This is a genomic window from Pelagihabitans pacificus (assembly GCF_009371985.2).
Lineage (GTDB): Bacteria > Bacteroidota > Bacteroidia > Flavobacteriales > Flavobacteriaceae > Pelagihabitans > Pelagihabitans pacificus.
Genome location: NZ_VIKU02000001.1, coordinates 1541569 through 1567296, shown reverse-complemented (window position 1 = coordinate 1567296; position 25728 = coordinate 1541569). Strand labels below are relative to the sequence as shown.

Annotated in this window: 23 protein-coding genes and 1 tRNA gene; 11 read left to right on the top strand and 13 right to left on the bottom strand. The window is 45.0% G+C overall.

Features of this window, described 5'->3' with window-relative positions; all coding sequences use genetic code 11:
* Positions 1-18: 18 nt before the first annotated feature.
* From FK220_RS06825 to FK220_RS06815, 3 genes are all read left to right on the top strand, one after another.
* Positions 19-972, top strand: coding sequence for a PorP/SprF family type IX secretion system membrane protein (locus FK220_RS06825; protein ID WP_152573501.1), 954 nt, complete (start codon positions 19-21; stop codon positions 970-972).
* Between the two features lie 92 nt (positions 973-1064).
* Positions 1065-1424 carry a dihydroneopterin aldolase gene (gene folB / locus FK220_RS06820; RefSeq protein WP_152573500.1) on the top strand — a complete coding sequence of 120 codons (360 nt, stop codon included), beginning with the start codon at positions 1065-1067 and terminating at the stop codon, positions 1422-1424.
* A 35-nt stretch (positions 1425-1459) separates the two neighbouring features.
* A tRNA-Cys gene (locus FK220_RS06815) sits at positions 1460-1530 on the top strand.
* Between the two features lie 130 nt (positions 1531-1660).
* Here the strand turns inward: FK220_RS06815 and FK220_RS06810 are convergent.
* The 3 genes from FK220_RS06810 to rnr form a co-directional block, all read right to left on the bottom strand.
* Positions 1661-2347, bottom strand: a complete 687-nt coding sequence (locus FK220_RS06810) for a LysE family translocator (protein ID WP_152573499.1) — start codon at positions 2345-2347, stop codon at positions 1661-1663.
* A 71-nt stretch (positions 2348-2418) separates the two neighbouring features.
* On the bottom strand, positions 2419-3102 hold the full coding sequence (locus tag FK220_RS06805) for a head GIN domain-containing protein (protein WP_152573498.1): 684 nt from the start codon (positions 3100-3102) through the stop codon (positions 2419-2421).
* Between the two features lie 54 nt (positions 3103-3156).
* Positions 3157-5346: a ribonuclease R gene (gene rnr / locus FK220_RS06800; RefSeq protein ID WP_152573497.1), complete on the bottom strand. Its 2190-nt coding sequence runs from the start codon at positions 5344-5346 to the stop codon at positions 3157-3159.
* 623 nt (positions 5347-5969) lie between these two features.
* Between rnr and FK220_RS06795 the strand changes: the two genes are divergently transcribed.
* Positions 5970-6407: an RpiB/LacA/LacB family sugar-phosphate isomerase gene (locus FK220_RS06795; protein WP_152573496.1), complete on the top strand. Its 438-nt coding sequence runs from the start codon at positions 5970-5972 to the stop codon at positions 6405-6407.
* Positions 6404-6844: a GNAT family N-acetyltransferase gene (locus FK220_RS06790; protein WP_152573495.1), complete on the top strand. Its 441-nt coding sequence runs from the start codon at positions 6404-6406 to the stop codon at positions 6842-6844. The genes FK220_RS06795 and FK220_RS06790 overlap by 4 nt, the downstream gene beginning before the upstream one ends.
* 13 nt (positions 6845-6857) lie before the next feature.
* Here FK220_RS06790 and FK220_RS06785 read toward each other — a convergent pair whose 3' ends face one another.
* The 4 genes from FK220_RS06785 to dcm all read right to left on the bottom strand — a co-directional run bounded on the left by FK220_RS06785 (position 6858) and on the right by dcm (position 10898).
* Entirely contained in the window at positions 6858-7232 is a 375-nt protein-coding gene (locus FK220_RS06785) for a hypothetical protein (RefSeq protein ID WP_152573494.1), read from the bottom strand.
* Positions 7233-7287: 55 nt separating this feature from the next.
* Complete coding sequence (locus tag FK220_RS06780) at positions 7288-8964, bottom strand: glycoside hydrolase family 5 protein (protein WP_166204793.1); 1677 nt, start codon at positions 8962-8964, stop codon at positions 7288-7290.
* Between the two features lie 90 nt (positions 8965-9054).
* On the bottom strand, positions 9055-9585 hold the full coding sequence (locus tag FK220_RS06775; RefSeq protein WP_238718918.1) for a hypothetical protein: 531 nt from the start codon (positions 9583-9585) through the stop codon (positions 9055-9057).
* An 86-nt stretch (positions 9586-9671) separates the two neighbouring features.
* Entirely contained in the window at positions 9672-10898 is a 1227-nt protein-coding gene (gene dcm, locus FK220_RS06770) for a DNA (cytosine-5-)-methyltransferase (RefSeq protein ID WP_152573491.1), read from the bottom strand.
* A gap of 208 nt (positions 10899-11106) precedes the next feature.
* Between dcm and FK220_RS06765 the strand changes: the two genes are divergently transcribed.
* From FK220_RS06765 to FK220_RS06755, 3 genes are all read left to right on the top strand, one after another.
* Positions 11107-11571 (top strand): (2Fe-2S)-binding protein, encoded by a 465-nt coding sequence (locus FK220_RS06765; RefSeq protein WP_152573490.1) that lies wholly within the window; start codon positions 11107-11109, stop codon positions 11569-11571.
* Between the two features lie 29 nt (positions 11572-11600).
* Positions 11601-13805, top strand: a complete 2205-nt coding sequence (locus FK220_RS06760; protein WP_152573489.1) for a xanthine dehydrogenase family protein molybdopterin-binding subunit — start codon at positions 11601-11603, stop codon at positions 13803-13805.
* A gap of 145 nt (positions 13806-13950) precedes the next feature.
* On the top strand, positions 13951-15150 hold the full coding sequence (locus tag FK220_RS06755) for a C40 family peptidase (protein ID WP_238718917.1): 1200 nt from the start codon (positions 13951-13953) through the stop codon (positions 15148-15150).
* Here the strand turns inward: FK220_RS06755 and FK220_RS06750 are convergent.
* Entirely contained in the window at positions 15140-16681 is a 1542-nt protein-coding gene (locus FK220_RS06750) for a sodium:solute symporter family protein (protein ID WP_152573488.1), read from the bottom strand. The two genes, FK220_RS06755 and FK220_RS06750, sit on opposite strands and share 11 nt — an antisense overlap.
* Positions 16682-16836: 155 nt before the next feature.
* On the bottom strand, positions 16837-18315 hold the full coding sequence (locus tag FK220_RS06745) for an acyl-CoA synthetase (protein WP_152573487.1): 1479 nt from the start codon (positions 18313-18315) through the stop codon (positions 16837-16839).
* Between the two features lie 343 nt (positions 18316-18658).
* Here FK220_RS06745 and FK220_RS20180 point away from each other — a divergent pair, with 343 nt between their 5' ends.
* Complete coding sequence (locus FK220_RS20180) at positions 18659-18793, top strand: hypothetical protein (RefSeq protein ID WP_262887891.1); 135 nt, start codon at positions 18659-18661, stop codon at positions 18791-18793.
* 15 nt (positions 18794-18808) lie between these two features.
* Entirely contained in the window at positions 18809-19048 is a 240-nt protein-coding gene (locus FK220_RS06740) for a hypothetical protein (RefSeq protein WP_152573486.1), read from the top strand.
* A 48-nt stretch (positions 19049-19096) separates the two neighbouring features.
* Here FK220_RS06740 and FK220_RS06735 read toward each other — a convergent pair whose 3' ends face one another.
* A complete protein-coding gene (locus tag FK220_RS06735) occupies positions 19097-20161 on the bottom strand; it encodes a Gfo/Idh/MocA family protein (RefSeq protein ID WP_152573485.1) in 1065 nt (354 codons plus the stop codon).
* A gap of 91 nt (positions 20162-20252) precedes the next feature.
* Between FK220_RS06735 and FK220_RS06730 the strand changes: the two genes are divergently transcribed.
* Positions 20253-21815, top strand: coding sequence for a sulfatase family protein (locus FK220_RS06730; protein ID WP_152573484.1), 1563 nt, complete (start codon positions 20253-20255; stop codon positions 21813-21815).
* 9 nt (positions 21816-21824) lie between these two features.
* On the opposite strand, the gene FK220_RS06725 is transcribed toward FK220_RS06730, so the two are convergent.
* From FK220_RS06725 to FK220_RS06715, 3 genes are read right to left on the bottom strand one after another with little or no spacing between them, the layout of a single operon-like run.
* Complete coding sequence (locus FK220_RS06725; RefSeq protein WP_152573483.1) at positions 21825-23030, bottom strand: hypothetical protein; 1206 nt, start codon at positions 23028-23030, stop codon at positions 21825-21827.
* Positions 23027-25168: an outer membrane protein assembly factor BamB family protein gene (locus FK220_RS06720; RefSeq protein ID WP_152573482.1), complete on the bottom strand. Its 2142-nt coding sequence runs from the start codon at positions 25166-25168 to the stop codon at positions 23027-23029. The genes FK220_RS06725 and FK220_RS06720 overlap by 4 nt, the downstream gene beginning before the upstream one ends.
* Positions 25158-25724, bottom strand: coding sequence for a hypothetical protein (locus FK220_RS06715; RefSeq protein ID WP_152573481.1), 567 nt, complete (start codon positions 25722-25724; stop codon positions 25158-25160). Before FK220_RS06715 ends, FK220_RS06720 begins: the two co-directional genes overlap by 11 nt.
* Positions 25725-25728: the final 4 nt, after the last annotated feature.

The window sequence follows — 25728 nt, the reverse complement described above, 5'->3', positions numbered from 1 at the left end:
AACTTAACCTACGTAACCATGCGCAATAAACTATTGATACTTGCCCTACTGTTCGGCGCCGTGTTGGCCAGGGGGCAAGAACTAAACTCCCCCCAATTATCCCAGTATTTGGCCGATAATCCTTTTGTGCTATCGCCGGTATATGCCGGTATAGGTGATCATGTGAAAATAAGGCTGAACGGACTCGCCCAATGGGTGGGAATCAAAGACGCACCACAAACCCAATCGTTGGCCGCCGACATGCGCATCGGCAACCAATCGGGAATAGGGATGTTTTTATACAATGATAGTAATGGGTATACCAAACAGCAGGGAGCACGTATTTCTTTTGCCCACCACTTGACCTTGGATCGGTATGACGACGAGTTTTTATCCTTGGGGCTTTCCTACAACTTCAACCAGTTTCGCATTGATATCGATGAGTTTATCGGTGGTGAGTTAGATCCTTCCGTTATCAACAACAGACAAACCACCAACCACAACTTTGACGTGGGTGCCATGTATCGGTACGGTAAATTCTATTTTAGCGCCAACGCCTCGAATTTGTTGGGCAAAGATCCCCAAGATTTGACCTTTAACGCCGACGAACCTAATGAGCTTAGGAACTATTATGTATATACCGGATATCGTTACCGAAAAAACAAGAACAGCGACTTGGAAATAGAGCCCTCCCTTTTATTCAAAATCTTCGAAAGTGATGGCCGTTCCGAAACCGATTTGAACCTGAAATTTCGTTGGTACGATTTTGAGGATTACTACTACGCGGGTGTGAACTACCGTTTTTTGAACGATCAAATCGGTGACCCACTATATATCGCTCCTTTTGCCGGACTTAAAAAATCGAATTTTTACTTTGGGTACTCCTATCAGATCATTTTAAACGAAATCATTACCTATAGCACGGGGACCCACGTGGTAACCATTGGAGTAGACCTCTTCCAAGGATTGAGTAACTGTCGTTGTACCTACTAATCGGATATTGGATGCCCTACTACCATATCGTCGGCCGTTAGGCTTTCCTTTTTTCGGCGGATTCCGTTAAGTTTGTATAAAATGTTTATGTTTTGGGTAGTATTAAAGTCGAAAATATAAGGGTCTATGCCTATCACGGCTGCTTACCCCAAGAAACGGTCATTGGAAGTGATTATCGCGTAGATGTAGCTGTGCACGCCAACCTATCCGAACCTGCCAAGAGTGACAATCTCAAGGAGACAGTGGATTATGTTCATATCAACCATATCGTTAAAGACGAGATGAAGGTGCCATCCCAACTTTTGGAACATGTGGCACAGCGTATTCTAGACCGACTATTTTCGGAAATAGCTATGGTGGAAGAGGCGGAAGTGGGCGTTTCAAAAATAAACCCTCCTATCGGCGGAGATGTTGGAAGAGTCACCGTAATCCTGTCCCAAAAAAGAAGTTGATTATTTAAAATTATGTTACCTTTGCCCCGCAAAAAGGCATCGTGGCCGAGTGGCTAGGCAAGGCTCTGCAAAAGCTTGTACAGCGGTTCGAATCCGCTCGATGCCTCTAAAATGATTCCCTGCCCATACATGGGTGGGGATTTATCGTTTATAGAAAAAGTCCATTGGATACGTACAGCGTTTCCCCCGAGGATTCGGGGCGCTCAATACCTCTGAAAAAATCCCTTCCCTTTTCCTTATCTGATTTTATCGATACGTTCCAGTCCTTTTTCAATATTGAACTTGTCTTTTGGTAAGAACCCTTTCGTAATCAAGACCAAACCACAAATCACCAAAATCACCCCAAGTACCTTTTTAACCCTACGGATTCTTTTTTTGGTCAGCTTTTGCTTTAATTGCTTGGCCAGCAGAATTTTCAAAAGGTCGGTTACAAAATAAGCCGCTATCATGGAAGTAAAAAATGCCATGATTCGGGATGAGTCGTTGTCGAGGCTTGGGCCCACTACGATAATGATCCCCAGCCAAAAAACAAGCACCCCGATATTGATAAAGTTTAGAAGAAAACCTTTAACAAAGAGCCCGAAGTATCCCTTACTGACCTTAATGGACGTCTTTTCCGCTTCCTTGGAGGTTTTTGTAATGCTTTGTTTCCTTACAAAGGTCGTCACCCCATAAACCAAGAGGATTGCCCCGCCGAACACATACAGACCAGGCTGATTGCTTAAATTTTCCAATAGTTGAAAGCTACTAAAATAGGCTACGGTTATGAAGAGTATATCCGCTACTATTACTCCCAAATCAAAGACCACGGCCGCACGGAACCCTTTGATGGCGCTAGTTTCCAAGAGCACAAAAAAAACAGGCCCGATCATAAAGCTTAAAAGAAAGCCCAAGGGTATCGCTGCCTGAATGTCTTCCCACATGCTACTAATTGGGTTATTGGTTGAAAAAGCGTAACGGTTTGGTAATTATGCTACAAATTATGGATTTCAAATCACATTCGTGTCACCGTACCCCCAAAAACGGTTTTTTCATCCATCTTGGCGGGATCACCGTACACCAGTACCTCGCCTCCGGCCTTCACAGTGGCCTTTACATAGTCCGTTGCATAAATTTCAGCCCTCGAACCCGCATTTACATTGACCGTCGTAAACTTGGTTTTGAAGTTTTTTCCTTCGTAGATTCCCCCGGTATTGATAGCGACATCCTGTAAATCGGAAGTACCGATCGCTTCTATGAGTCCGCCGGTTACTGATTTTACCAAAAGCTGTTCTACTTCCGCATCGATTTCCAGCTCACCACCCTCTTGAGCCTTTAATTCCAGTACATCTTGTCTGATGGTTTCCTTAGAAGTAATACGTGCATCTTCATTTACATCTATTACAATGATCTTACCGCTGTAATACAGGTCTACAAAGGTGCGATAACCACTGAAGATTTTATCGATTTGCATGCGCAGTTTCAATACGCCATCATTGTTGACAATAGCCACTTTTTGGGTGTTTGCTCCTGTGATGACCGCTTTATTCACATCTGACTTTATCAAATTTACGGAGAGTCCGTCAAAAGCCTTGATTTCTGTGAACGTATCTAGATCTTTGGTTATTTTTTGGTCTTGGGCAATGGCAGTAGTAAATCCTAACCACGATAAAACGTAAAACAGTACTAATTGTTTCATATCGGTTTTTAAGCAGGCACTAAGCACTAAACAAATTCTATTCCAAAAAATTGTTTACTCATGCTTTCCTATCAAGGAAAAATCCAAATGGCGTTTGACCAAATCAGTGTTTTTCACCATCACGATCACCTCATCCCCCAGGGTATATGTTTTTTTGGTACGTTCCCCTATAATGGCGTATTGCTTCTCATCAAAGATATAATAATCCCCTTTTATATCACGAATCCGCACCATTCCCTCACACTTATTTTCGATAATCTCCACATAGATGCCCCATTCGGTAACACCTGAAATTACTCCGACAAATTCCTCATCTTGATGGTCCTGCATGAACTTGATTTGCATATACTTAATCGAATCGCGCTCGGCATTTGCCGCCAGGTTTTCCATATCGGAAGAATGCTTGCATTTTAGTTCGTACGTTTCGGCCTTAGGGGATTTTCCCCCATCGAGGTAATGTTGTAATAACCGATGTACCATCACATCGGGGTACCTTCGGATTGGGGAGGTAAAATGGCTGTAATAATCAAAAGCCAAGCCATAGTGTCCTATGTTATCGGTCGTATATATCGCCTTGCTCATACTACGGACGGCCAAGGTATCGACCAAGTTTTGTTCTTTCTGTCCCTTCACATCGTCAAGAAGTTTGTTTAGCGATGCGCTAACGGATTTTTTGTCCTTGAAGTCGAGTCGATGACCAAACTTTGAAATAATGCCATTCAGTGCCTGTAATTTATCTTCATCAGGCTCATCATGCACACGATATACAAAAGTCTTTTTTGGTTTTTGCCTCCCAATAAACGCGGCTACCTTGCGGTTGGCCAATAACATAAATTCCTCAATCAGTTTATTGGCATCTTTTGACTCCTTGAAATAAACGTTTTCCGGCTCATTTTTATCGTTCAGATTAAACCGAACCTCAATGGAATCGAAAGAGATGGCTCCTTTTTGCATTCGCTGCTCTCGCATTACTTTTGCTAATCGATTCAAGGTCAATGTCGCATTGACGACTTCTTTCGATACCGAATACCCTTTACCCCGAATCGAGATTTCCTCGGGAATAGTACCGTTTTTGTTTTCAATGATGTACTGTGCCTCCTCGTAAGCAAAACGCTCATTGGAATTTATGACCGTTCGCCCGAACCACTGTTTCTTGACGGCAGCGCTATTGTCTATTTCAAAAATGGCCGAGAACGTATATTTTTCCTCATTCGGTCTAAGGGAACACGCATTATTCGATAATACTTCGGGTAGCATGGGCACTACACGATCTACTAAATATACCGAAGTGGCCCTATTGTAGGCTTCGTCATCTAAAATCGTATCGGGTTTCAGGTAATGTGAGACATCGGCGATATGTATGCCGATTTCATAGTTACCATTTTCCAAGATTTCGAACGAAAGGGCGTCGTCAAAATCCTTTGCATCTTTTGGGTCGATGGTGAATGTGAGTACCTCTCGCATATCCCGTCTTTTCGAAATTTCCCCTTTCTTTATGCTCGTATCAAGCTGATTGGCAAAACGTTCTATCTCCGGTGGAAAATTATAAGGCAACCCGTATTCCGCCAAGATCGAGTGTATTTCAGTATCATGCTCCCCGGGTTTTCCCAATATTTCAGTGATTCTCCCATAAGGAGAATCGGTATTTTCGGGCCATTCGGTCATTTCAACAATGACCTTATCTCCATCGGTCGCCTTTCCTATTTTATCCTTTGAAACGAACACATCGGTATACATCCTGAAATCCGAAGGCCTCACGAAGGCAAAATTCGGCTGCATGTCCACAATACCGACAAAACTGGTTTTATTCCTTTTCAGGATATTGATAATCTCACCCTCCAGTTTTCTCCCTTTTCTTCTAGGATAGATATATACCTCGACGGTATCTTTATGAAATGCTTTGTTTAATTTGTTAAACGGTACGAAGACGTCATCATCAATACCTTCCACTACGATATACGCATTCCCCCTACCGGTAATATCGACTGTTCCGGTATGGTAGGTTTTTGTGGAAGGAGCCGCCTTATAATTGCCCCGGCTCTCTTCTACGATGCGTTTTTTTTCTTTAAGTTGAACCAGTCTTTTAATCAATTGGTTTCTATCATGGGCTTCGCTAACGCCAATTCTGGCGGCAATTTGTTTATAATTGAAGGATTTTTTAGGTTCTTTCTCAAGAACGGTAAAAATTCCTTTGGTAATTTCGTTTTTTCTACTGTTTTTAGTTCGCTTCTTCTTCTTGGACATTCAATTCTTATTAGACCGGAAAATTACGAATTATAATTCATTGCGGTTTTAATCCTACGTGCTGTATTTTTTATAAAGACAATATGCTTATTAACAATTATTCCATATTCATATTCTTTCTTTTTAATGTAAAATTAAAAATGTTGTCTATGTTGGTCTGTTGATAGGTGGGAAAAATAAACCCTCAAAAAGTTGCTTTCAACCAATTTTAAAACTTACTGACAAAATTTACCATCACGGGAATCTTGAAATCGAGCGTTTTAGCGATTTTATCAAGATAAGTTGATAACCGATTTCAACATGAATTTTTTCATAAGTATCGCTTAAAATTATGTTAACTCTTTCATGTATTGATTTGATATGTTCCTATCAAATAGTTAGAAGAAAATTATGCTAATCACAAAGCATTTTGTAAAACAAATTTCAAATGAAAAAACAAAATAGGAAAGTCAGTTTTTATTGTCGGTTTATCAACAGTGCCAACAACCAATAAGCCGGGCTAATTAACAATGCTTTTTGTGAAAACCAGAATATTTGTTGTGAAAGCATTCCTTTATGTGGTGAAAACGCTCTTCTGTATAACAATTTGTACTTTTGTATTACTAATCGGAATTTATTTAGCAATGAAAATAGCCATAGGGAACGACCACGCAGGTACTGAGTATAAATTAGCGGTTATCGGCTTGTTGAAATCGATGGGTATCGAGGTGCTGAATCATGGTACCGATGGTACGGATAGTGTAGATTATCCTGACTTCGTACATCCTGTCGCCAGGGATGTAGAAGAGGGAACGGTTACTTATGGAATTATCATTTGTGGAAGTGGCAACGGTGCATCGATGACGGCAAATAAGCATCAAAAGGTGCGTTGTGCACTCTGTTGGACCAAAGAAATCGTCGCCTTGGCAAGAGAGCATAACGACGCCAATATCTTAAGCCTACCGGCACGCTATATTTCACTGCCTCAGGCATTGGAAATGGTAAAGACCTTCTTAAGTACCGATTTCGAAGGCGGAAGGCACGAACGTAGGATTGAAAAAATACCCTGCGCAAATCCATGACAATCACGACCAAGACATTCCCTGAGCTTACTACAGAGGAACTGTACGCTATTTTACAGTTGAGAAGTGAAGTTTTTGTAGTCGAACAGCATTGTGCTTACCAGGATTTAGACGGTAAAGATCAGAAAGCACTGCATATAATCGGTACACAAAATGAACAGTTGGTAGCGTATACCCGAGTGTTCGGACCAGGTGAATATTTTCGCGAGGCCAGTATTGGAAGGGTAGTGGTGAAACCTTCGGAAAGAAAACACGGATATGGCCGCGAAATTATGAACGCCTCCCTAAAAGCCATTAAGAACTCTTATCACACAACTACTGTTCAGTTATCCGCACAGACATATCTCAAGAAATTTTACAATTCCCTGGGTTTTGAACAGGTGGGTAAGGGTTATTTGGAAGATGGCATACCCCATATAGGTATGTTGAAGAAGTGATAGCACCCTCACCTCAAATCTTGATCGGCGTCTTATTGGTAAGATTAATATCCTCTAGCATATTATCGGTGAATTTATAATGCCCTTTTGTGGTAATGATGCGGAAATGATGGGAATTCATTCTGCTCATTGTATCCAAAAAAAGCCATTTTGACTTCAATAGTCGCGGTTTTTCCGATTTTAAGCTAATATCAAAATAGTATTTTCGCCCATTTTTAATCGCTACGATATCTGGTGTAATTTTCGAACCACTTCCCTTTCGAACGTACGATTTTGGGGTTTCATATCCTTCAATATCGGCCTTGATTTCTTCAAATCCGCTCGACTCCAAATAATGAATTGATTTCTCCAGGAATTCCTGATTCTCAGTTTTATCTAATTGTATCATAATCAACAAGATAATAGAATTCCTTAAAAATCCAAATTTTTAGTGATCAACCGTATTATTGGTTCAATATTTCTGTAAATAAATCGATCAGGGGTTGATTTACGTTACTGGGGTCGGGAAGACCAAAACCAAGATATAATCCAAAGGCATCCTCATGATAGGCATGGTAGGTAAAATGTATGTTATTGGTCTTCGCGATATCAACCATATCCTTTACAAAATCGAGCCCGCCTTTTTCATCTTGAAAACAGGGATATCCCGCACCGAACTCACCCATATACAGGGGAGCGTTCCGATTCTTGGCCCAATGGGCCATTTTTTCGATCACCGATTCCAAGTACGCTCTATTCCGTCTTAAAACAGGTCCGTCAACCGAATAGAAGTCCAATCGTATCTTACATTCGGCATTGCCGGCTACGTTCTCGCCTTTCATCCACCCGCTGATTTGATAGGAATGGTTTGCCCTGGTTTCAAAGACTTCCCCATAATTGCTCATGTTGGCGTCCGTGGTAGCCCCCTCGATGTATAAACTATTGGAATCGTTGCGACCTTCCAAATTGGAAACAGCGCCGATACCACTTTCATTACGGCTCCAATAACTCCAACTTTCCAGAGTAGTGAGATTGGCTTCGTAAATGGTACGTACAAAATCTCCGTTCTCATCGTATTCGGTTACTATAATGTCATCAAAATAAACCCGTCCCCCCACATTTTCACCAACCAGTGCAGGTATGCCAATATCAATATTCGGGTCGGCTACCTCATATAGAACGCCCTCGAAGTACTCCCACTCAGTGGTACCACTGGGCAGACTTGGATTATCGAACGAAGCGGTATACCACTGACTCTCGGAGATTTCCAAAACCGTTTCATCGGGATAGCTTCCGCCATCTCCCAAATCTGCAAACTCAAGTAGCTGATGGGTGTAGAAATAAGGGTCATATCCATGGAATTCGTAGATCAGGTTGTTCCCTGTAACCGATGGAAAATTGAGGTTGGTATCCGTTTGAGCTCCTTTGACATAGATGGCTTTTTCCAAAAAGATGAGATGATGCCTGTTCACCGAACGGATTGCATCTATTATTTTTTGGGCCAATTGGCTCCACTGATCGATAGATTGGGTGGGTACGGGCTCATTAACGGGACCGAACCCTGCAATTTGCACTTCGTTTACATAGCGTTTGGCAATTTCCTTCCACAAGGCGGCCAGTCGATTTTGGTTTTCCGTATTGGTCCACAAAGCATCTCCTTCCCCCTGCGATTGGTACCCACCCTGGGGAACATGCATGTTCAATACCAAATAAATACCGTGTTTTTTGGCCCAGGCAATATTTTGGTCTAGCCAATCCCATCCGCTTTGACGGTAGGTATACGGATCGGAATCGTCTTCAAAATAATGATAGTTCATGTAAAAGCGAATGGTGTTCATTCCCATGGAACGAACGCGTTCGTAATCTATTTCGGTATGATGCGCTGGCGGTAGGGCGGAGTTTTCCCAAATAAAATTGTTAAAGGCGACGCCCTGTAAATATACCGTGTTTTTATTTGCGTCCACCAATTGCGTACCCTCCAACTGCAGCAATAGATTTTCAGAATACTCCTCGGGAAAGGTATCTTCCCCTTTCGGTTTCTCTGACTCTGGTTCAGGATCGTTTTGGGTTAACGGAATGTCATCGTTGCCACAGGAAACGAACAAGAAGAAAATCAGAAAAAGGCAACTCGGTAATTTCATCTCATTTTTATAGTAATATACGGAAACGACCATCGGTTAAGATGATGGAATAAAAACCCGACATAAAGATCACCTGGCCTTTGCAATAATTTATGCAAAGCGTTTCGCAATTCGCTGTGCTACCAAAAAATCCAATTTAAGAATTAGATTAGTTGGTTTTTCAGCTTTGTTTTGGCTTGAAAAAAAGAGATACCCTTCCCTGTCCTCGTGCAATTCCTGTAGTTTTACCTTCCCATGATACCGCACTTCCTGCTTGGCGTACCCGCCTAGTCTTTTTTCAGTCAGGTTTCTGGCCGATAAGAAACGAAGCAGTTTTTTCCGGTTTACAAAAGTAATTTTTGCTGCGGTAAATTTTCCCGGCTCGTCCGAGTAAATCCCTGTGATAAGTGAATAAAAATCGGTTTGTTTCCCGGTATCGAACAACCAACCTTTTTTTGGAACGCCTGCTTTTTCATAGCGTAGTTCAAAGGCAAAGGTGGGCAAGTCTTCATTGAGGTAATCGAGCTGTGCTTTTTCGTCCAAAAAAAACGTTTTGCCACTATTTTTGCTTTTAAAGATTAAATCGATGCCTTCCAATTGCCGTTTTGAATTCGCTACACGTTCAAAATGATAGTGTTTCAAATGAAGCCTATATAGAGAATCGAGGTATGTCGACAGGCACTTTTCTTTCTTGAGGTCCGATTTAAACGTGCTTACAAGCGCCATTTTCACAAATTGATTTTTTCATATAAGGAGGCTCCGATTTTTTCGATCACGCCGACTACCAAGGCATTTCCCATAAAAAAAGCACGTTTTGAATCGGATATGCCTCTTAGTTGGGTATGATTATCAGGGAACATGTTCAAACGTTCCAGTTCTACGGGGGTAAGTCTCCGTAGGCCCTTTTTAGTAGCGATTACATGTTTGAAACGGGAGGCACTTTTACCGCCCTCCCCGGTAATGATGGTTCTTGAGGCCTTATCCAATGCATCGGGAAATATCATGCTACCTTCACTATAGTGGTAAGAATGGCCGTTTTTGGAGGTACGTATTTCTTTTTTACTTCCTTTTAGGTATTCCCATTTTGGAAGGTCCTCGGTCGGAAGGAAGAAGTCTTCGGTAACCTCCCCATTTTGAAGAATATCTCCCAGAACGATTCTCGGACCATCGTAATTTGGAAGTGTTTTCGAAGTAAAAACAGTTCCATTGATGAAGATACCACTATTTTCAAAAGGGGATAACTTTTGTCTTTTATTAAAATTTTTCGATAGGGACACTAAGTCTCTATCTATTCTTAATTCAGAAGGTTTTTGAACGACCTTGACAACGGGAAAAGAGTGCGCGAGCGTACCCAAAGTATGAATCCATTCGGTTGGGTCCTCTCCCTCAAGTTGTTTGTATATGACGGTAGATCGGTGATATGCCAGGATAAAAACACGCCGTCTCCGTTGAGGCATCCCGTAGTCAGCTGCATTGATGACACGCCATTCTACCGCATAGCCCAAATCGTCCAAACTTTTCAATATGATGGCAAAATCCCTTCCCCGTTGGGAGGAAGGTGATTTCAACAAGCGGTCCACATTTTCAAGAAACAAATAACTGGGCGGGTGTTTTTTTTCGGAAAGAATACGGTGGATACTCCACCAGAGCACCCCTTTTTTCCCAATCAATCCTTTTGAGTTCTGAAGGGTGGTTGCGACGGAGTAGTCCTGACAGGGAAAGCCTCCCACCAGTAGATCGGCATCTGGGATGGTATCGATAGATACTTGGGCAATATCCTCATTGCTGTGGTTTTCACTTCCGAAGCGCGCTTCATAGACCAAGGAGGCGTGTTGTGTCTTGGTTGAAGGCTCCCATTGATTGCTCCAAACCACCTTATAATGACCCGAATGTTCCAATCCTAGACGAAAACCGCCTACCCCGGCAAAAAGTTCGATGACGTTCATTTTTTTCATCTAGGACGAATTTAATCAAAATAGGAACTAGACCGATAGGTTCTTATAATAATTGAAAAACGAATTTCACCGGGTCGATATACAAATGAGGTATGAATTTGACTTTGACCGTCACTAGTAATCTGGAAGGGACCTTCAATTGAATGTTAAAGCGTATCAAGTCATCTTATATTTTTGTAACTTCAAGGCAATCATATACACAATTATCATGGCAAATTTTAATTTGAACATTAACGGTAAGAGTCAGCAAGTAGACGTAGACCCCACAACGCCCATTCTTTGGGTCTTGCGTGACCACTTGAAATTAGTAGGAACCAAATACGGTTGTGGCGTCGCACAGTGTGGCGCCTGTACCATACATTTGGGCGATTCGGCAGTACGTTCTTGCCAGTTGCCCATCTCAACAGTGGGTGACCAGGAGATAACGACCATCGAAGGTCTTTCCGAAAATGGCGACCATCCGGTGCAACAGGCTTGGATCGAAGAAGATGTATACCAATGTGGCTATTGTCAGGCTGGGCAAATTATGAACGCCAGTGCTTTCTTAAAAAGCAATTCCAACCCGACGGACGCAGAAATCGAAACGGCCATGAATGGCAATATTTGTCGGTGTGGCACCTACACCAGGATTAAAAAAGCGATTAAAAAGGCCGCTGCCTCGGAAAATGCCTAGAAGCCAATTAAGAATTTAAAACAACAACAATGAAACTCGTAAAAACTACTTACAATAGACGCTCCTTTTTAAGAAGTTCGGCACTAGCCGGAGGAGGAATGATGCTAGGTTTTAGTTGGCTGGCATCCTGTAAGCCGACTCCGGAGCAACTTAAAAGCATCCCGAAGGAATGGTTCGATATCAACGGATTTTTAAAAATTGCCGATAACGGCATGGTGACTATCATGTCGCCCAACCCCGAAATAGGTCAGAACGTGAAGACGGCCATGCCCATGATCGTTGCCGAAGAGTTGGATGTCGATTGGGACGATGTCATCGTCGAACAAGCCCCATTGAACACCGATATTTTTACGCGACAACTGGCCGGTGGAAGCCAATCGATACGTCAAGGATGGGAAGGGTTGCGGATGGCCGGGGCAACCGCTCGGCAAATGTTGATTACCGCGGCTGCCGCTGCCTGGCAAGTTCCGGCAAACGAAATTACCACGAAAGCAGGGGTGCTGAGCCATGAAGGAAGCAATAAAACGGCCGGATATGGGGAAATGGCCTCGGCGGCTGCAGGCGTCGAAATTCCGGAGGAAGTGCCTTTAAAGGAAGCCACGGAGTTCACCATCATCGGTACAGACCGGAAAAATGTGGATGGACCAAAGATTGTCACAGGGCAGCCGATGTTCGGTCTTGATATCCAGGAAGACGGCATGCTTACCGCGATGATTGTGCATCCGCCTGCTTTTGGAATGACCTATAAATCGATGGATGTGGAATCGGTCAAGGCAATGCCGGGCATAAAGGATGTTTTTCCTATTGAAGTGTACCCAGAGGGCGTGGAAAAACAATGGTCGGATGGCGGTGGCATCGCAACCTTGGTTGCAGTGGTCGGGGAATCTACCTGGCAGTGTATGCAGGCGAAAAAAGCCTTAAAGGTTGAATGGGAGACCACTTCCAAGCTCGAAAGCAGCGCTGATCACGAGGAAGCGCTCACTCGATTATTGAATAGCAAGCCCAAAGAAGCCGCTCGGCGAGACGGTGACGTCCCCAAAGCGTTCAAAAATGCCGCCAAGGTAATAGAACGCACGTATAGCGCTCCTTTTTTGGCGCATAATACGATGGAGCCCATGAACTTTTACGCCCATGTGACAGCGGAAGAAGCAAAATTGAAAGGGCCCATTCAAACCCCTGAGTTTTTGGAGAAAACCTTGGCTTCCCGTTTGGAGATGCCGTTGGAGAAAATCGATATCATGATGACCCGGATGGGAGGTGGCTTTGGCAGACGGCTGTACGGTCACTTTGGAGTGGAAGCGGCCGTTATTTCAAAAAAGATGCAGGCACCCATCAAGCTGGTCTATACCCGCGAAGATGATATGACCCAAGGCACCTATCGCCCTTCTTACAAGGTACGCTACAAGGCAGGGCTTGACGAAAATGGTAAGCTTATCGCATGGCACGTCCGGGGAGTTGGAACGAACGACGATTTGGTATTTGAAAACCGCTTTCCCGCTGGCGCGGTCGATAATTACTTGGCAGAAAAACACATGCTGGAATCGAATGTGACCACAGGCGCCTGGAGAGCCCCCCGATCTAATTTCATTGCCGGAGCCGAGCAAGCTTTTATAGACGAGGTCGCAGAGTTGGCCGGAAAGGACCCGATTGAATTCCGATTGGAATTGTTCGACAGGGCCATCAACGACCCAGTGGGCGATCCTGAGACCAATGATTACGATCCCAAAAGATATGCAGGTGTTCTCAGACTGGTGAAGGAAAAAGCCGGATGGACCGGAGGAAAAAATGGAAATAGTGCCCGGGGGGTTGCCTCTTATTACTGTCACAATTCATACGTGGCCCAGGTATTGGATTTGACCATGGAAGGGGACACCCCGACAATCGACAAGGTATGGTGTGCCGTGGACTGTGGTATCGTTATCAATCCATTGAGTGCCAGGAACCAGATTGAAGGGGGCATTATCGACGGTATCGGTCATGCCACCTATAGTCAAATGACCTTTACGGACGGGAAGCCCGATCAAGAAAATTTTGACACCTATAACCTGATTAGGAACAATCAGGCACCCAAGGAAATTGAAACCTTTTTTGTTGAAAACGGTATCGACCCGACCGGGCTGGGAGAACCTTCCCTACCGCCCGTGATCGGCGCCTTGGCCAACGCGCTTTACAAAGCTACCGGCCAGCGTTACTATCATCAACCTTTTATTTCCGAGCGACAAGTGGTCGGATAGAAAATATTTTATTAAACAGTATGTAAAAAAAGCGAATCAGAAGTACTTTTGATTCGCTTTTTTGATTTCCCTTCGAACCTTGTTTTCATCCATTCGTTTTAAGGCAAATTCAATTATTCCTTACTTTTACCAAAAGCTATTTGGTATGCGTTTAATCACCAGCGAGGTGCTATTTTTTTTTCTACTAAGTTTCATGATATCGTGTGGGAACCTTGAGGAAAAGGCTGAAAAAGTACTTTTAGAAGAACAAATTTCCACCATAAAAAATAAGTTTGCACCCGACAAGCGGGTAGCCTTGTTTCAGGTGGAGGCGGTTGCGAGAGAAGGAAAGTATCTCTTAAAAGGAGAAAGCAACCTACCGGAGGCGGTAAGCGCATTAAAGAAAAGACTGTCCGACGACAACATCGACTTTATTGACAGTATTCAGCTTTTGCCATCGGCCGATTTGGAGGGAAAAACACGGGGCTTGATTACCATCTCCGTAGCCAACTTGCGAAGCAATCCCAAGCATTCGGCAGAATTGGCGACGCAGGCGACCTTGGGAACGCCCATCAAAATTTACAAGAAAAAGGGGGACTGGTCCTTGATTCAGACCCCCGACGGCTATCTTGCTTGGGTAGACGATGGTGGTATCGTCCCCTTGACCGAAGATGAATTGGAACGATGGAAAATCACCAAAAAAATTATCTATACCGAAACCTACGGACATGTTTATGAGCGACCGGACAAGAGCTCCCAACCGGTGTCCGATGTCGTAGCCGGAAACGTGCTGGAGCTTTTAGACGAACAAAATGATTTCTATGCCGTAAAGTACCCGGACGGGCGAATCGGCTATGTGGATGGTTCCAAGTCACAACCGTACCAACAATGGCTGGAATCCATGGAGCCTTCAGGGGAGTCACTGGTGACTACCTCAAAGCAATTGATGGGGATACCCTATCTCTGGGGTGGTACCTCCACCAAAGGAGTGGACTGTAGCGGATTCACTAAAACCGTCTTTTTTCTAAACGGTTTGGTGATTCCCCGCGATGCTTCCCAACAAGTGCACACCGGAATACCTATCGATTCGATTCAAAGTTTTGACTTGTTGGAAAAAGGCGATTTGCTGTTTTTTGGAAGAAAGGCCACAGATTCGACCCGGGAAAAAGTAGTGCATGTAGGGATGTGGATTGGCGATAATCAGTTTATTCATTCGTCCGGGAAAGTTCGCATTAGCAGTATGGACAATAAAGCGGATAATTATGACGAATTCAATCGCAATCGTTATTTGCGCAGCAAACGGGTGTTGAAACAAGAGGATAAAGGGCTCATAAGTTTGGTCAAAACACCTTTGTTCAAAGAGTAGGAATTTTGTCCGAACCCCCAAATATCAACTTGAGATGCTTGGAATCGGGCTTTCGCTTTTCACTTAGCAAGCTCACCACAACATAGGTCGTTAGTGAAATTAGAAAAGCGGGAATAATCTCGTGAACATCCTTCAGGGCCTCATATTCAAAACGAAATCCAAAACGCCATACCACGTTTACGATCATTCCCATCACCATGGAGGCCATGGCCCCCAGGTCGGTGCCCCATTTCAGATAAAGGCCGCCAAAAATAGCCGGAAAGAAACTTGCGGCAAAGACGGCCCCGGCGAAGGCAGTCAGCTCCACAATTCCGGCCATTGGGTATAGCGTCAGGGCGTAAACAAGCAAGCAATAGAGGGCCATAAACCATTTGGTCCTTGGAATGATTTTGGAAATAGGCATGGGCCTTATCACGTGCCAGATATCCTTGACAAAGGCGGTACCGACGATAATGATGACCGATGCCAAAGAAGACATTCCCGCGGCAAACAAGCCTGCGACGCAGATACCATTAACCCATTTATTATCGAACTTATCAAGCATAAAACCCACCACCTCATCGGTATCGTTGATGAGGTATGCGGCCTCATCCGATGTCGCCATTCCATGAACCAGGGCGCCCAGGCCCATGACACAAACCAGGGAAATTCCTAGAAAAACAGGTGTCCATATCATGGCGAAGCGCATGCTTTTGGCATTGTTGACAGAATAAAACCGAATAAGGTTCTTGGGCTCGGAAATCTGTTTCATTCCTACTGCCAATCCAATTCCCAAGATGTAAAGAAACGATACGAGCTCCCCGAAGGTCACCAATCCGGATTTCATCGGCTCCCCAGTTTTGGTCATATGATCGGTAGTACTGATCGATTCCATCAAATTATCCACTCCGCCAGCGTATAGAAAGGGAATCATCAACATTAAAATCGCCACCCCGAACATGATAATACCTTGAATCGCATCTGTCCACAACACACTGTACATGCCGCCCCAGATGGTATAGGCGCAGGTGATGGCAATTATGGCAAACGCTCCATACCCGTAAGGAATATCCAAGACCGAGGTCAATACATGGGCGCACCCTTTGGCGATACCGATCATGTACCAAAGCGTTGCAAAAAGAATGATGACAGCTGATAGGATACGAATACTTTTTGCCAAGTTACTCTTGTATCGTAAATGGAAATAATCGGGAATGGTAAACGATTGTAGCCGCGCTGTTTGAAACCGCATTTTTGGCCCTAATAGCTGCCATGAAACAATGCAGAACAAGGTCCATATAAAACCCATCCAAGCCCATGAGAGTCCGTACTCAAAAGATTTACCCGCTTGACCGATATACGTATTGGTGCTGGCAGATGTCGAAAAAAAGGCCAATGAAATCACCCATCCCGGGATTTCCCGTTTCGCAACGTAATACCCCTCAACCCCTTGGGAAGCCTTCTTTTTGAAATACCAACCAATGTAAAGGCATCCGCCTACATAGAGCGCCGTTAAGAGTAAGGTTACATAGTGCTTTTCTAGATACGCCATTAATGTTCTGGATTAGGGTCGCTGTCATCAACGATGATTTCCCTTTTGATTACCAACAGGGCGTTGAGCGCAACCACTAAGATGATGCCGAGGTATGGGAATAGTGTCAAAAAATCCATCTTGTTCCATTTAATTATGCCCGAACTGACGGCAGTTTAGAAAAATTTCTTCAAATCGTTCTTGGTTACCTTTCCTAATACATTCCTAGGCAACTCCTTACGTAGGATATAGTTCCTTGGAATTTTGTAGGTAGGTAAGTGTTCCTTTAACCAGTTAGACAGCTTTTCAAAGTCGATGCTCTCCGCATCGGAGACCAAACAGGCCGAAACCGTTTCGCCCCATTCCTCATCGGGAATTCCGACCACGGCACAGTCGTTGACCGAAGGATGTTTTCTCAAGACATCCTCTATTTCCAAGGCGGATATCTTATAACCTCCCGACTTTATGATATCGACACTATCGCGACCTAGAATTTTGTATAATCCATCGTTCAGCATTCCAATATCCCCGGTAATGAACCAACCATCTTTGGTAAAGGCCTTTTGGGTAGCTTCCTCTTTTTGCCAATATTCCTTAAAGACACTGGGGCCTTTGATTTGAAACTCCCCGGGCTGGTTTTCCCCAACCGGATTGTTATCGGTATCTACCAGTCGCATTTCAACCCCTGGTAAAGGCAAGCCCACATGGCCCGGTCGGCGTTCCTCTCGGTACGAATTGGACAAGCCCATACCGATTTCAGTCATCCCGTAACGTTCCAACAAGGTCTGGCCAGTAATACTTCGCCATTTTTCCAATACTGGAACGGGCAGGGCCGCGGAACCGGAGACCATCAATCGCAATTTGGAGGCCGCCTCGGAAAGTCTTTGTTGCTCCTCGGGCGATGCTATTTCCCAAAAGGAAATCAATTTGTAATAAATGGTCGGGACCGCCATGAATAACGTTAATCTCCCGGAAGCGATTACGCTCCAAACTTTTTCGGCGTCGAACTTGGGCAAAAATTCGCAACAGGCCCCACTCCACAGGGCACAACTCATCACGTTAATGATCCCGTGCACATGATGCAGGGGCAGGATGTTCAAAATATAATCATCTTGCTCCCATTCCCAGGCGTTGACCAAGGTAGTGATTTGTGCTTCGATGTTGGCGTGCGTCGTTACCACTCCCTTTGGTTTGCTGGTAGTGCCACTGGTATACAAAATCATCGCTCTTCGGTCCATTGCCACATCGGGTAAAACAGCAGTATTTTTGGTCAGCGCTTTTTCCAATGGCACCAAGGAAATTCCTATTTCCCGTTCTAACGGCCGCAGAAAATCGAAAAAATCGGAATGGGCGATAACAGTTTCGGCCTGGGTATCTTTCAACACATATTGGATGGATGGTAATGGGTGTAATACACAAAGGGGAACAGCTATGCCACCTGCCCCCCAAATACCCCACTGCACTGCGGTGTATTCGAAAGAGGGAGGTACCAGGAAGGCGACCCTAGCCTCATGTAAATCGGTTCTGTCCCCTAGGAGATTGGATGCCACCGATTGGGATGTGTGGGTCAACATCCCATACGTATAGGTATTTCCATTAGATACCAGGGCATTTCGGGATGCAAAATCAAAGGCTCTTTTTAATAAGGTAATCATAGATGTAAATCTCAAAATGTGAACGCTGTATTGCACAATACGTAGCAATTTCATCATCGACAATCCGTTCGCATCGTATAACAAAGGCACAAAATACGGTTCTTTTTTCGGTAGACCACATTTTGCTGGAGTCTTGTTATGTTTTAGAGGGTTATAACCCATTGGATTTTGGAAATAGCCATATTTCAAGGGTTTAAAACAGACACTCTGTATAACCGATAGTTTTCGTACCTATGCAGAAATGTTACTTAATTTTTTTGCTGCTGTTTGGCGTTCTTTCCGCAGGCAATATATTCTTGAACCTGTCAAGGGCTATTCGGAACGAATAGGCCAAATGGCATATATGCCAGAGAAACTGAAATCGGGAATAAGCGAGAACGTCCGTAGTTTAAATCAAGAACAAACCAACTTTCTCATTGATGAAAAAGGAAATCCAATCGGTGCCCTAATTATACATTTGACAGCTACCGAAGCGTAGTAGTAAGCAGAGACCTTGGAAGGGCGCCAGTTTTCGGAGGCAGACGAACAAAAATGGATGGTGGGTGCCAGTATGGGGCCGGAAGCCAGGGAACAATTCAGAGGAAAACCAATAATGTACGATCTCGAAATTTGGGATGACGCTCGCAGAAAGACCTTGGAGCGACTTAGGACCAAAGACGATGAGTCAGTGAACCACCACTGGGCTTGGCACCACGGGCGGGAACACCAAACAAACCATAAGGGGCCAAATTGAATTGATTAAAAACAGATTCCCTGAAATACCCTAAGCTTTCAATTGCTCTCAGGATACCAGTTTTACGGTTTTACCAGTTCGGAACGATTCATCTGCGGCCAAAACAATTCGCAAGCTGTTAACCGCATCGCGCAAATGGTCCGTAAGGTCGATATCTTCGGTAATGGTCTTTAAAAAGTATTCCTGTTCCAGCAAACAGAGTCCGTCGTGATCGGGTTCGTCCGAGGTGTTGATAATTTCGTCCGTCTTTATGAACTCTCCGTTCGCATCCGTTTCACCGTGATGCAGTTTGAGCCCTCCTGTTTTTGTATGGCCCTCCACATCGTCTGACGCACCTTTGGCCTCTTCGACGATTGATACGCATCCTTTTGGGCCGATAACATCTTTTATAAAAAAGGCGGTATCACTCATCATGGGCCCCCAACCGGCTTCGTACCAGCCCACCGAGCCATCTTGAAACCGCACCTGTAGCTGTCCGTAATTATACATGTCGGCGGCAATCTCATCCGACAGACGCGCCCCGATGGCACTGACGCTCACCGGAACCGATCGGGTCATCAGGCACATGATGTCCACATAATGTACCCCACAATCTACGATGGGCGACATGGAACGCATTAACTGCTTGTGGGTATACCATTGTTCACCGGAGCTCTGTTGGTTGAGGTTCATGCGCATAACCAATGGCTTGCCCAAGCCTTGCGCAATCTCAACAAATTTCGCCCATGCCGGATGTACGCGAAGAATGTACCCGACGACCATTTTTTTGTTTTTCTCGGCCGCAAGGTCTACTAAACTTTGGGCCTCCGCTACTGTTAAGGCCAACGGTTTTTCCACAAAGACATGTGCATCGGCATTCAGTGCTGCCCGAATATATTCGGCATGGGTATCCGGATAGGTATTGATAGAGACCGCGTCGGGCTTCGCTATTCCCAAAGCTTCTTTAAAATCCCCAAAGGTGGGAAGGCCGCCCAATTCATTGGAAAGTCTTTCGCGGCTTTCGGGTTTTCTGCTGACCAGGCCAACGATTTCAAATCCTTCTAGCTGATGATAGGCACGTGCATGGGAGGTACCCATATTGCCACAGCCAACGACTAACACTTTTATTTTCATAGTTGTTTTTTCAGTTGTTCCAACCTTCGCCAGATTCCGTTTCATGGTTTATGCTATATTTATAAACAAGAACCACTCTGAAAATTAAACAATGAAGATGATACCACCAACGAACTATGCAAAGTTATTGTCGCTCTTTTGCGTTATTGCTTCAGGGATGCTTTTTATTTCTGGGAGGAGTTTTGAAAGCACGCGGGAAAATACGGTTCAACCACCCCAACCGAACATCCTGTTTCTCATCGCAGACGACTGGTCGTATCCGCATGCCGGGGTATATGGGGATCCAACGGTACATACCCCGACCTTTGACCGATTGGCTGCTGAAGGTGCTGTTTTTGAAAATGCCTATTGTGCCGCTCCTTCTTGTTCCCCGTCCAGAGCGAGTATTCTGCTCGGCCGGTATCCGCATCAACTGGGAAGTGCCGGCAATCTATGGTCTGTGATTCCTACTAAATTTCCCAATTGGGTATCGCTTTTGGCAAAGGCAGGCTATCATACTGGAAAAAGCAGAAAGGGATGGGGGCCTGGTGATTTTGAGGCAGGGGGTTACCAAGAGAACCCGGCAGGGAAGGATTACCCGGATTTTGATGCTTTTTTAAAGGATAGGAAAGAAGGGCAACCTTTCGTGTATTGGTTTGGAAGCCATGATCCGCATCGCATTTATGAGACGAATACAGGGGTAAAAACGGGCATGGACCCAAGTTTAGTGGTGGTTCCTGAGTTTTTGCCGGATACGCCCTGCGTCCGCAACGATATGCTGGATTATTATTACGAAGTTGAGCGTTTTGATCGGGAGTCGGGAAACATTTTGCAACGATTGGAAGCCGAGGGACTTCTTGATAATACGATGGTCATTATGACCAGTGACAATGGGATGCCTTTTCCCCGGGCAAAGGCCAACCTCTATGACCATGGCACGCGAATGCCCCTGGCCATCTACTGGAGAAATCATATTGAAGGTGGAAAACGGATTTTCGAGTTTGTCAATTTTGTCGATTTTGCCCCCACTTTTATGGAAGCTGCCGGGATGGAGATGCCCCAATCCTTCAGTGGTAAAAGTTTGTTGGAGTTTTTCAATAGTATTCCGGACCATGGGCTACGACGGGACAAGGTGTTCTTGGAACGGGAACGTCACGCCAACGTGCGCAAAGGGGACCTGAGTTATCCGAGTAGGGCGGTGCGTACCAAGGATTTTCTATACATCAAGAATTTCGAGCACGATCGTTGGCCTGCGGGCGATCCCAACGTACATCAATCCGTTGGGCAGTTCGGTGATGTGGATAATTCCATTTCTAAATACTTGATTATGGCCATGGAAGGAAATCCGACCGACAAGGACTATTTTCAGCTGGCCTTTGGAAAAAGGCCCTTTGAAGAGCTATATGTTTTAGCCGATGACCCGTACAACCTCGTCAACCAAGCTGGAAATCCCAAGTACAAAGCGATTAAAGCAAGTCTTGAAAAGGAACTGCAAACCTGGATGGAGGAAACCAATGACTTAAGGGCCAGGGAACCCCAAACCGACTACTGGGACAAGGTGTTGTATACCCCGGATTATCAAAAGGAAAACTTTGATTTGAGCGAGCAGGTCGATTCTTATAAAATGTTATTAAGAGATGGGGGTTCTTTTAAGGAAATGTCTTGTAACCAATAATGCGTTTGATCAAAAATCACCTGATTTTTCTTTTGGAAAGACTAGGTTTCCGACGGCCTTGCAAAAGGCTATCTGTTTTTCGGACGGAGGTGGTGTAGCAAGTTGCATTCGTTCATAGGCCATTGCAAAAACCTTGTATTTGACACGATCGGCCATCCGGTTCATTTCAAAATTGGTCGCTCCAGATGTTTCTCCTATTTTTTCCAATTCCCGTTTCCACCAAGAGTGATTTGCTTTCTGTGGTTTTTTGTAATCTTGATTAAAACGTTCTATGAAGGTTTTCGTGAGCATTTCTTCCTTTCTAAATGCTACTTCGCGGTTTTTTTCTGCGTTTTTGTAGTGCTTTGTTTTTTTAAGATTGGTTAATTGGGTCGAAATACTGTCTGTAGCAAAGAGCGATCCGTACGATTTTATGATGCGTTCATAGCCTTGGGCGGCTTCGAGAGGGTTTTTATTAATTTGGTTTTTTTGGGCTTCTTCCCAACTTCTTCGATAAGAGCGGATTAAAAAATCATCCGATTGCATTTTCGTTCCTTTTTTATGGGATTGCAAGGCAAGCCAATCAAATGCCTTCAAAAGCTGTTCCGAAGGAGGCCAGCGATGATCGCCTTCGTACGTTATCAGGGTATTGTTGACATTGAGTTTGTTTAGAAACTTTTGTACCCCAGTCATTTCCAAGTAGTTCATATCCCTGTTTCCACAAAGCCCGACATAGGAAAAATCGTGATTGGAAGGGGTATGGGAAGTATGCTGGGAGAGGCCGGCACCGCAAGCGATGACCCCGGCCATTTGGTTGGTTAATACGGCAATTGCCGAGGCCAAGCGGGATCCTCCGGAGAAGCCTGCGACATACATTTGTTTTTCGCTGATGGAAAAATTTGAAAAAATATGGGTAAACCATCTATTGGCCAATTCAAAATTACGCTCGTAAGGTCCGTTTCTGATATTGTTTGAACAGACCAATATATAGCCGTGGGTTTCCGCAGAGGGGATAAAAGGCTTAATACCCGTTTTCCCCCTTCCTGCCGGGTCAAAAACAAATACGATAGGGCTTAATTCATTCTCATTGAAAGACTGCGGCAGGTATAGGGCAAAAGTTTCATTATTACTTGCGCCAACAGGAATCGAATCGATAATAGTCCCCTTTTCATAGGCGTGTTGTGCGTTGGAAAAGAACGCCATGGCAAGTCCTATAACTGCTAGTATTTTTTTCATTCTTCCAAAGCAAAGGCAATGATCCAATTTCCTTTTTTGGTACCCAGCTTTTCTCCACCACAGGCAAGGGCAATATACTGTCTGCCGTTCACTTCGTACATTGCCGGGGTGGCGAACGCCGCCGCCGGAAGTTGATATTCCCAAAGAAGGTCGCCGGTCTTTTTATCAAATACCCTAAAAAGGCCATCGCGGGTAGCCGCAATGAAAAGGAGTCCGTTTTCGGTGACGACCGCACCTCCATAATTCTCGGTACCGGTACCGATGCCCTGTTCACCCAGTTCGGGGGTATTTCCGAAAGGAATCGACCATAGATAGTCTCCGGTATTCAAATTGATGGCATGCATGGTACCCCAAGGCGGGGCAATCGCGGGCAGGCCGTTGCTATCCAGAAACTTGTTATATCCCATGTGGACAAAAGGAATCGGCTGCTGATTTTCTTTTTGAAGGGTAGTTTCAGCCACACTGTGTTGAATTTCCTCATCGAATAAAAAACGCAACAAGGCATTCATTTCTTCTTTTGATATGTCTGGATACCCTGTCATCATACCTTTTCCTTGGGTAATAATCATTGTTACTTCCTCTTTTCCCAATCGCAGCTGCAAATCGATCAACGACGGAAACCCGCTGCCCTCAATTCCCTTTCGGTCGGGTTGATGGCAGCTCACACAATATCGGTTGTACACACCTTCTCCCCCCGGTAAACCGGTGCTATTCGCTTTGGCGTTATCCATCTGGAGCATCCGGGGCATTTCATTGCTGTTTACATAGAGGATTCCTTCTTCGGGGTCGGCCGCGGCCCCACCCCATTCGGCTGCTCCGTCGTAACCGGGCAACAGGAGTACCGGTTCCAATCCAGGAGGGGCATAGATTCGTTTGTCGGATGTTCTAAAAATTTCCAAGAGCTCGTCTTTGTTTTCGGCAAATGGACTCAAATCGTTTTCTGTTAATTCGGTCGATTGCCTCGCGAACGGTTTGGGTTTAATAGGAAATGGCTGGGTGGGCCATGCCTCCTCGCCTTCCAATGTCGAAGCCGGGACCGGAACCTCTTCAATATCGAAAAGGGGAGTTCCTGTTTTTCGGTCGAAGACGTATACATAGCCCTGCTTGGTTACCTGGGCGACCGCCGGAATCTTTTTTCCTTTCCGTTCTACCAACAACAGATTGGGCGGGGCGGGGGGGTCCCGGTCCCAGATATCGTGATGGGTAAACTGAAAATGCCAAAGATATTCACCGGTATCGGCGTTCAATGCGACTAGACTGTTGGCGTACAGATTGCTTCCTTTTCGGACTCCTCCATAGAAATCGGGGGCTGCGGAACCTGTGGGCACGTAGATTATTCCCGCTGCTTCATCCACTGCCATCCCGGCCCAATTGTTGGCGGCACCCACCAGATTGCTGTGTCGGATCTCGGAATCGCCCCAAGTCTCCGAACCGGGCTCATCTGCGGCAGGAATGCTACGGAACACCCACTCGACCGCCCCGGTGATTACATTGAAGGCCATAATATCCCCTGGGGGAGCCCCTGTACCTTCCGAGACCCGCAGCGGCATCACGATAAGGTCTTTGTAAATGGTCCCGGGGGTGTTGGATATTACGAATTTATCTTGAGCCGATTCGGCCATGCCCAATCGCATATCCACTTTGCCATTCTTCCCAAAGGAGGGTATGGGTTTTCCCGTTAAGGCATCCAAGGCATACAGGTCGGAACCTCTTGTACATAAAATACGCCTGTCATTCCCCTTTTCCCAATAAGACACCCCGCGACTCGTTGAATGCCAAACCTTCACGGAATCCCCGAATTGCCATAGTTCCGCTCCGGAAGCAGCGTGCAAGGCAATCACCCTGAGTGCCGCGGTCACTCCATATAGAATACTGTCAACTACGATAGGATTCATTTGCATCTGTCCCCAGTCGGGGGCTTCGTAGGACCAAGCCACCTTGAGCCTGGAAATATTTTCAGGGGTAATCTGCGAGAGGGTAGAGTAGTGGCTTCGTCCGGGATCGCCAAGATAGGACGACCAAGTCGTATATTCCGATGGTGTCGTTGAATTTTCTTTTTGGGTCGGTTCGCAACCTATGGGAAGCAAGGAAGATATTACAAGTAAGCCCAATAAAACAACGTATTTTTTAGAAATCATACAATGGTATTATTTCTTTAAAAATACACAAAATCGAGGCAAGCTTAACGAGCATTTTTGTAGCCCTTGCCGAAACCGATTTTCGTGTGTCTTCGCTTAACCGCTCCAGATGGGGCACTAACCAATGCTTCAATCTTTTATCGGTTTTAGACCAATGGGTCAAGGTCTCCATCGTCGTGTTGAGTACGATCCAATCGTTGTGATGGGAAAGGTTATGGGTAAGTAGCTCCTTTGCCTTTCGGAGCTGCTGCCCGTTCATATGTTGTTCAAGAACCAAAAAAAGTTGTGCTAGGGTCCACTGCGTCGAAGCTTGATCGATTTGGGTAATTTCATCCAAAAATCGCCCGATATAGGGTACCAACAGATCGCAACGCTCCTTACAGATTCGTTTCATGGCGTTCGATACCCGTAACCGCACCACCTCGTCATCGCTAAAATAGCAATGGAACAACTCTTCGAAGCGTTCTGGTTGTTGCAGGACGGTTTCCACTACTGCTATCGTATTGCCCAGCGAGTTGGGATGACCGCCTGTGAGAAGTGTCTCAAAATCACCCATGGTC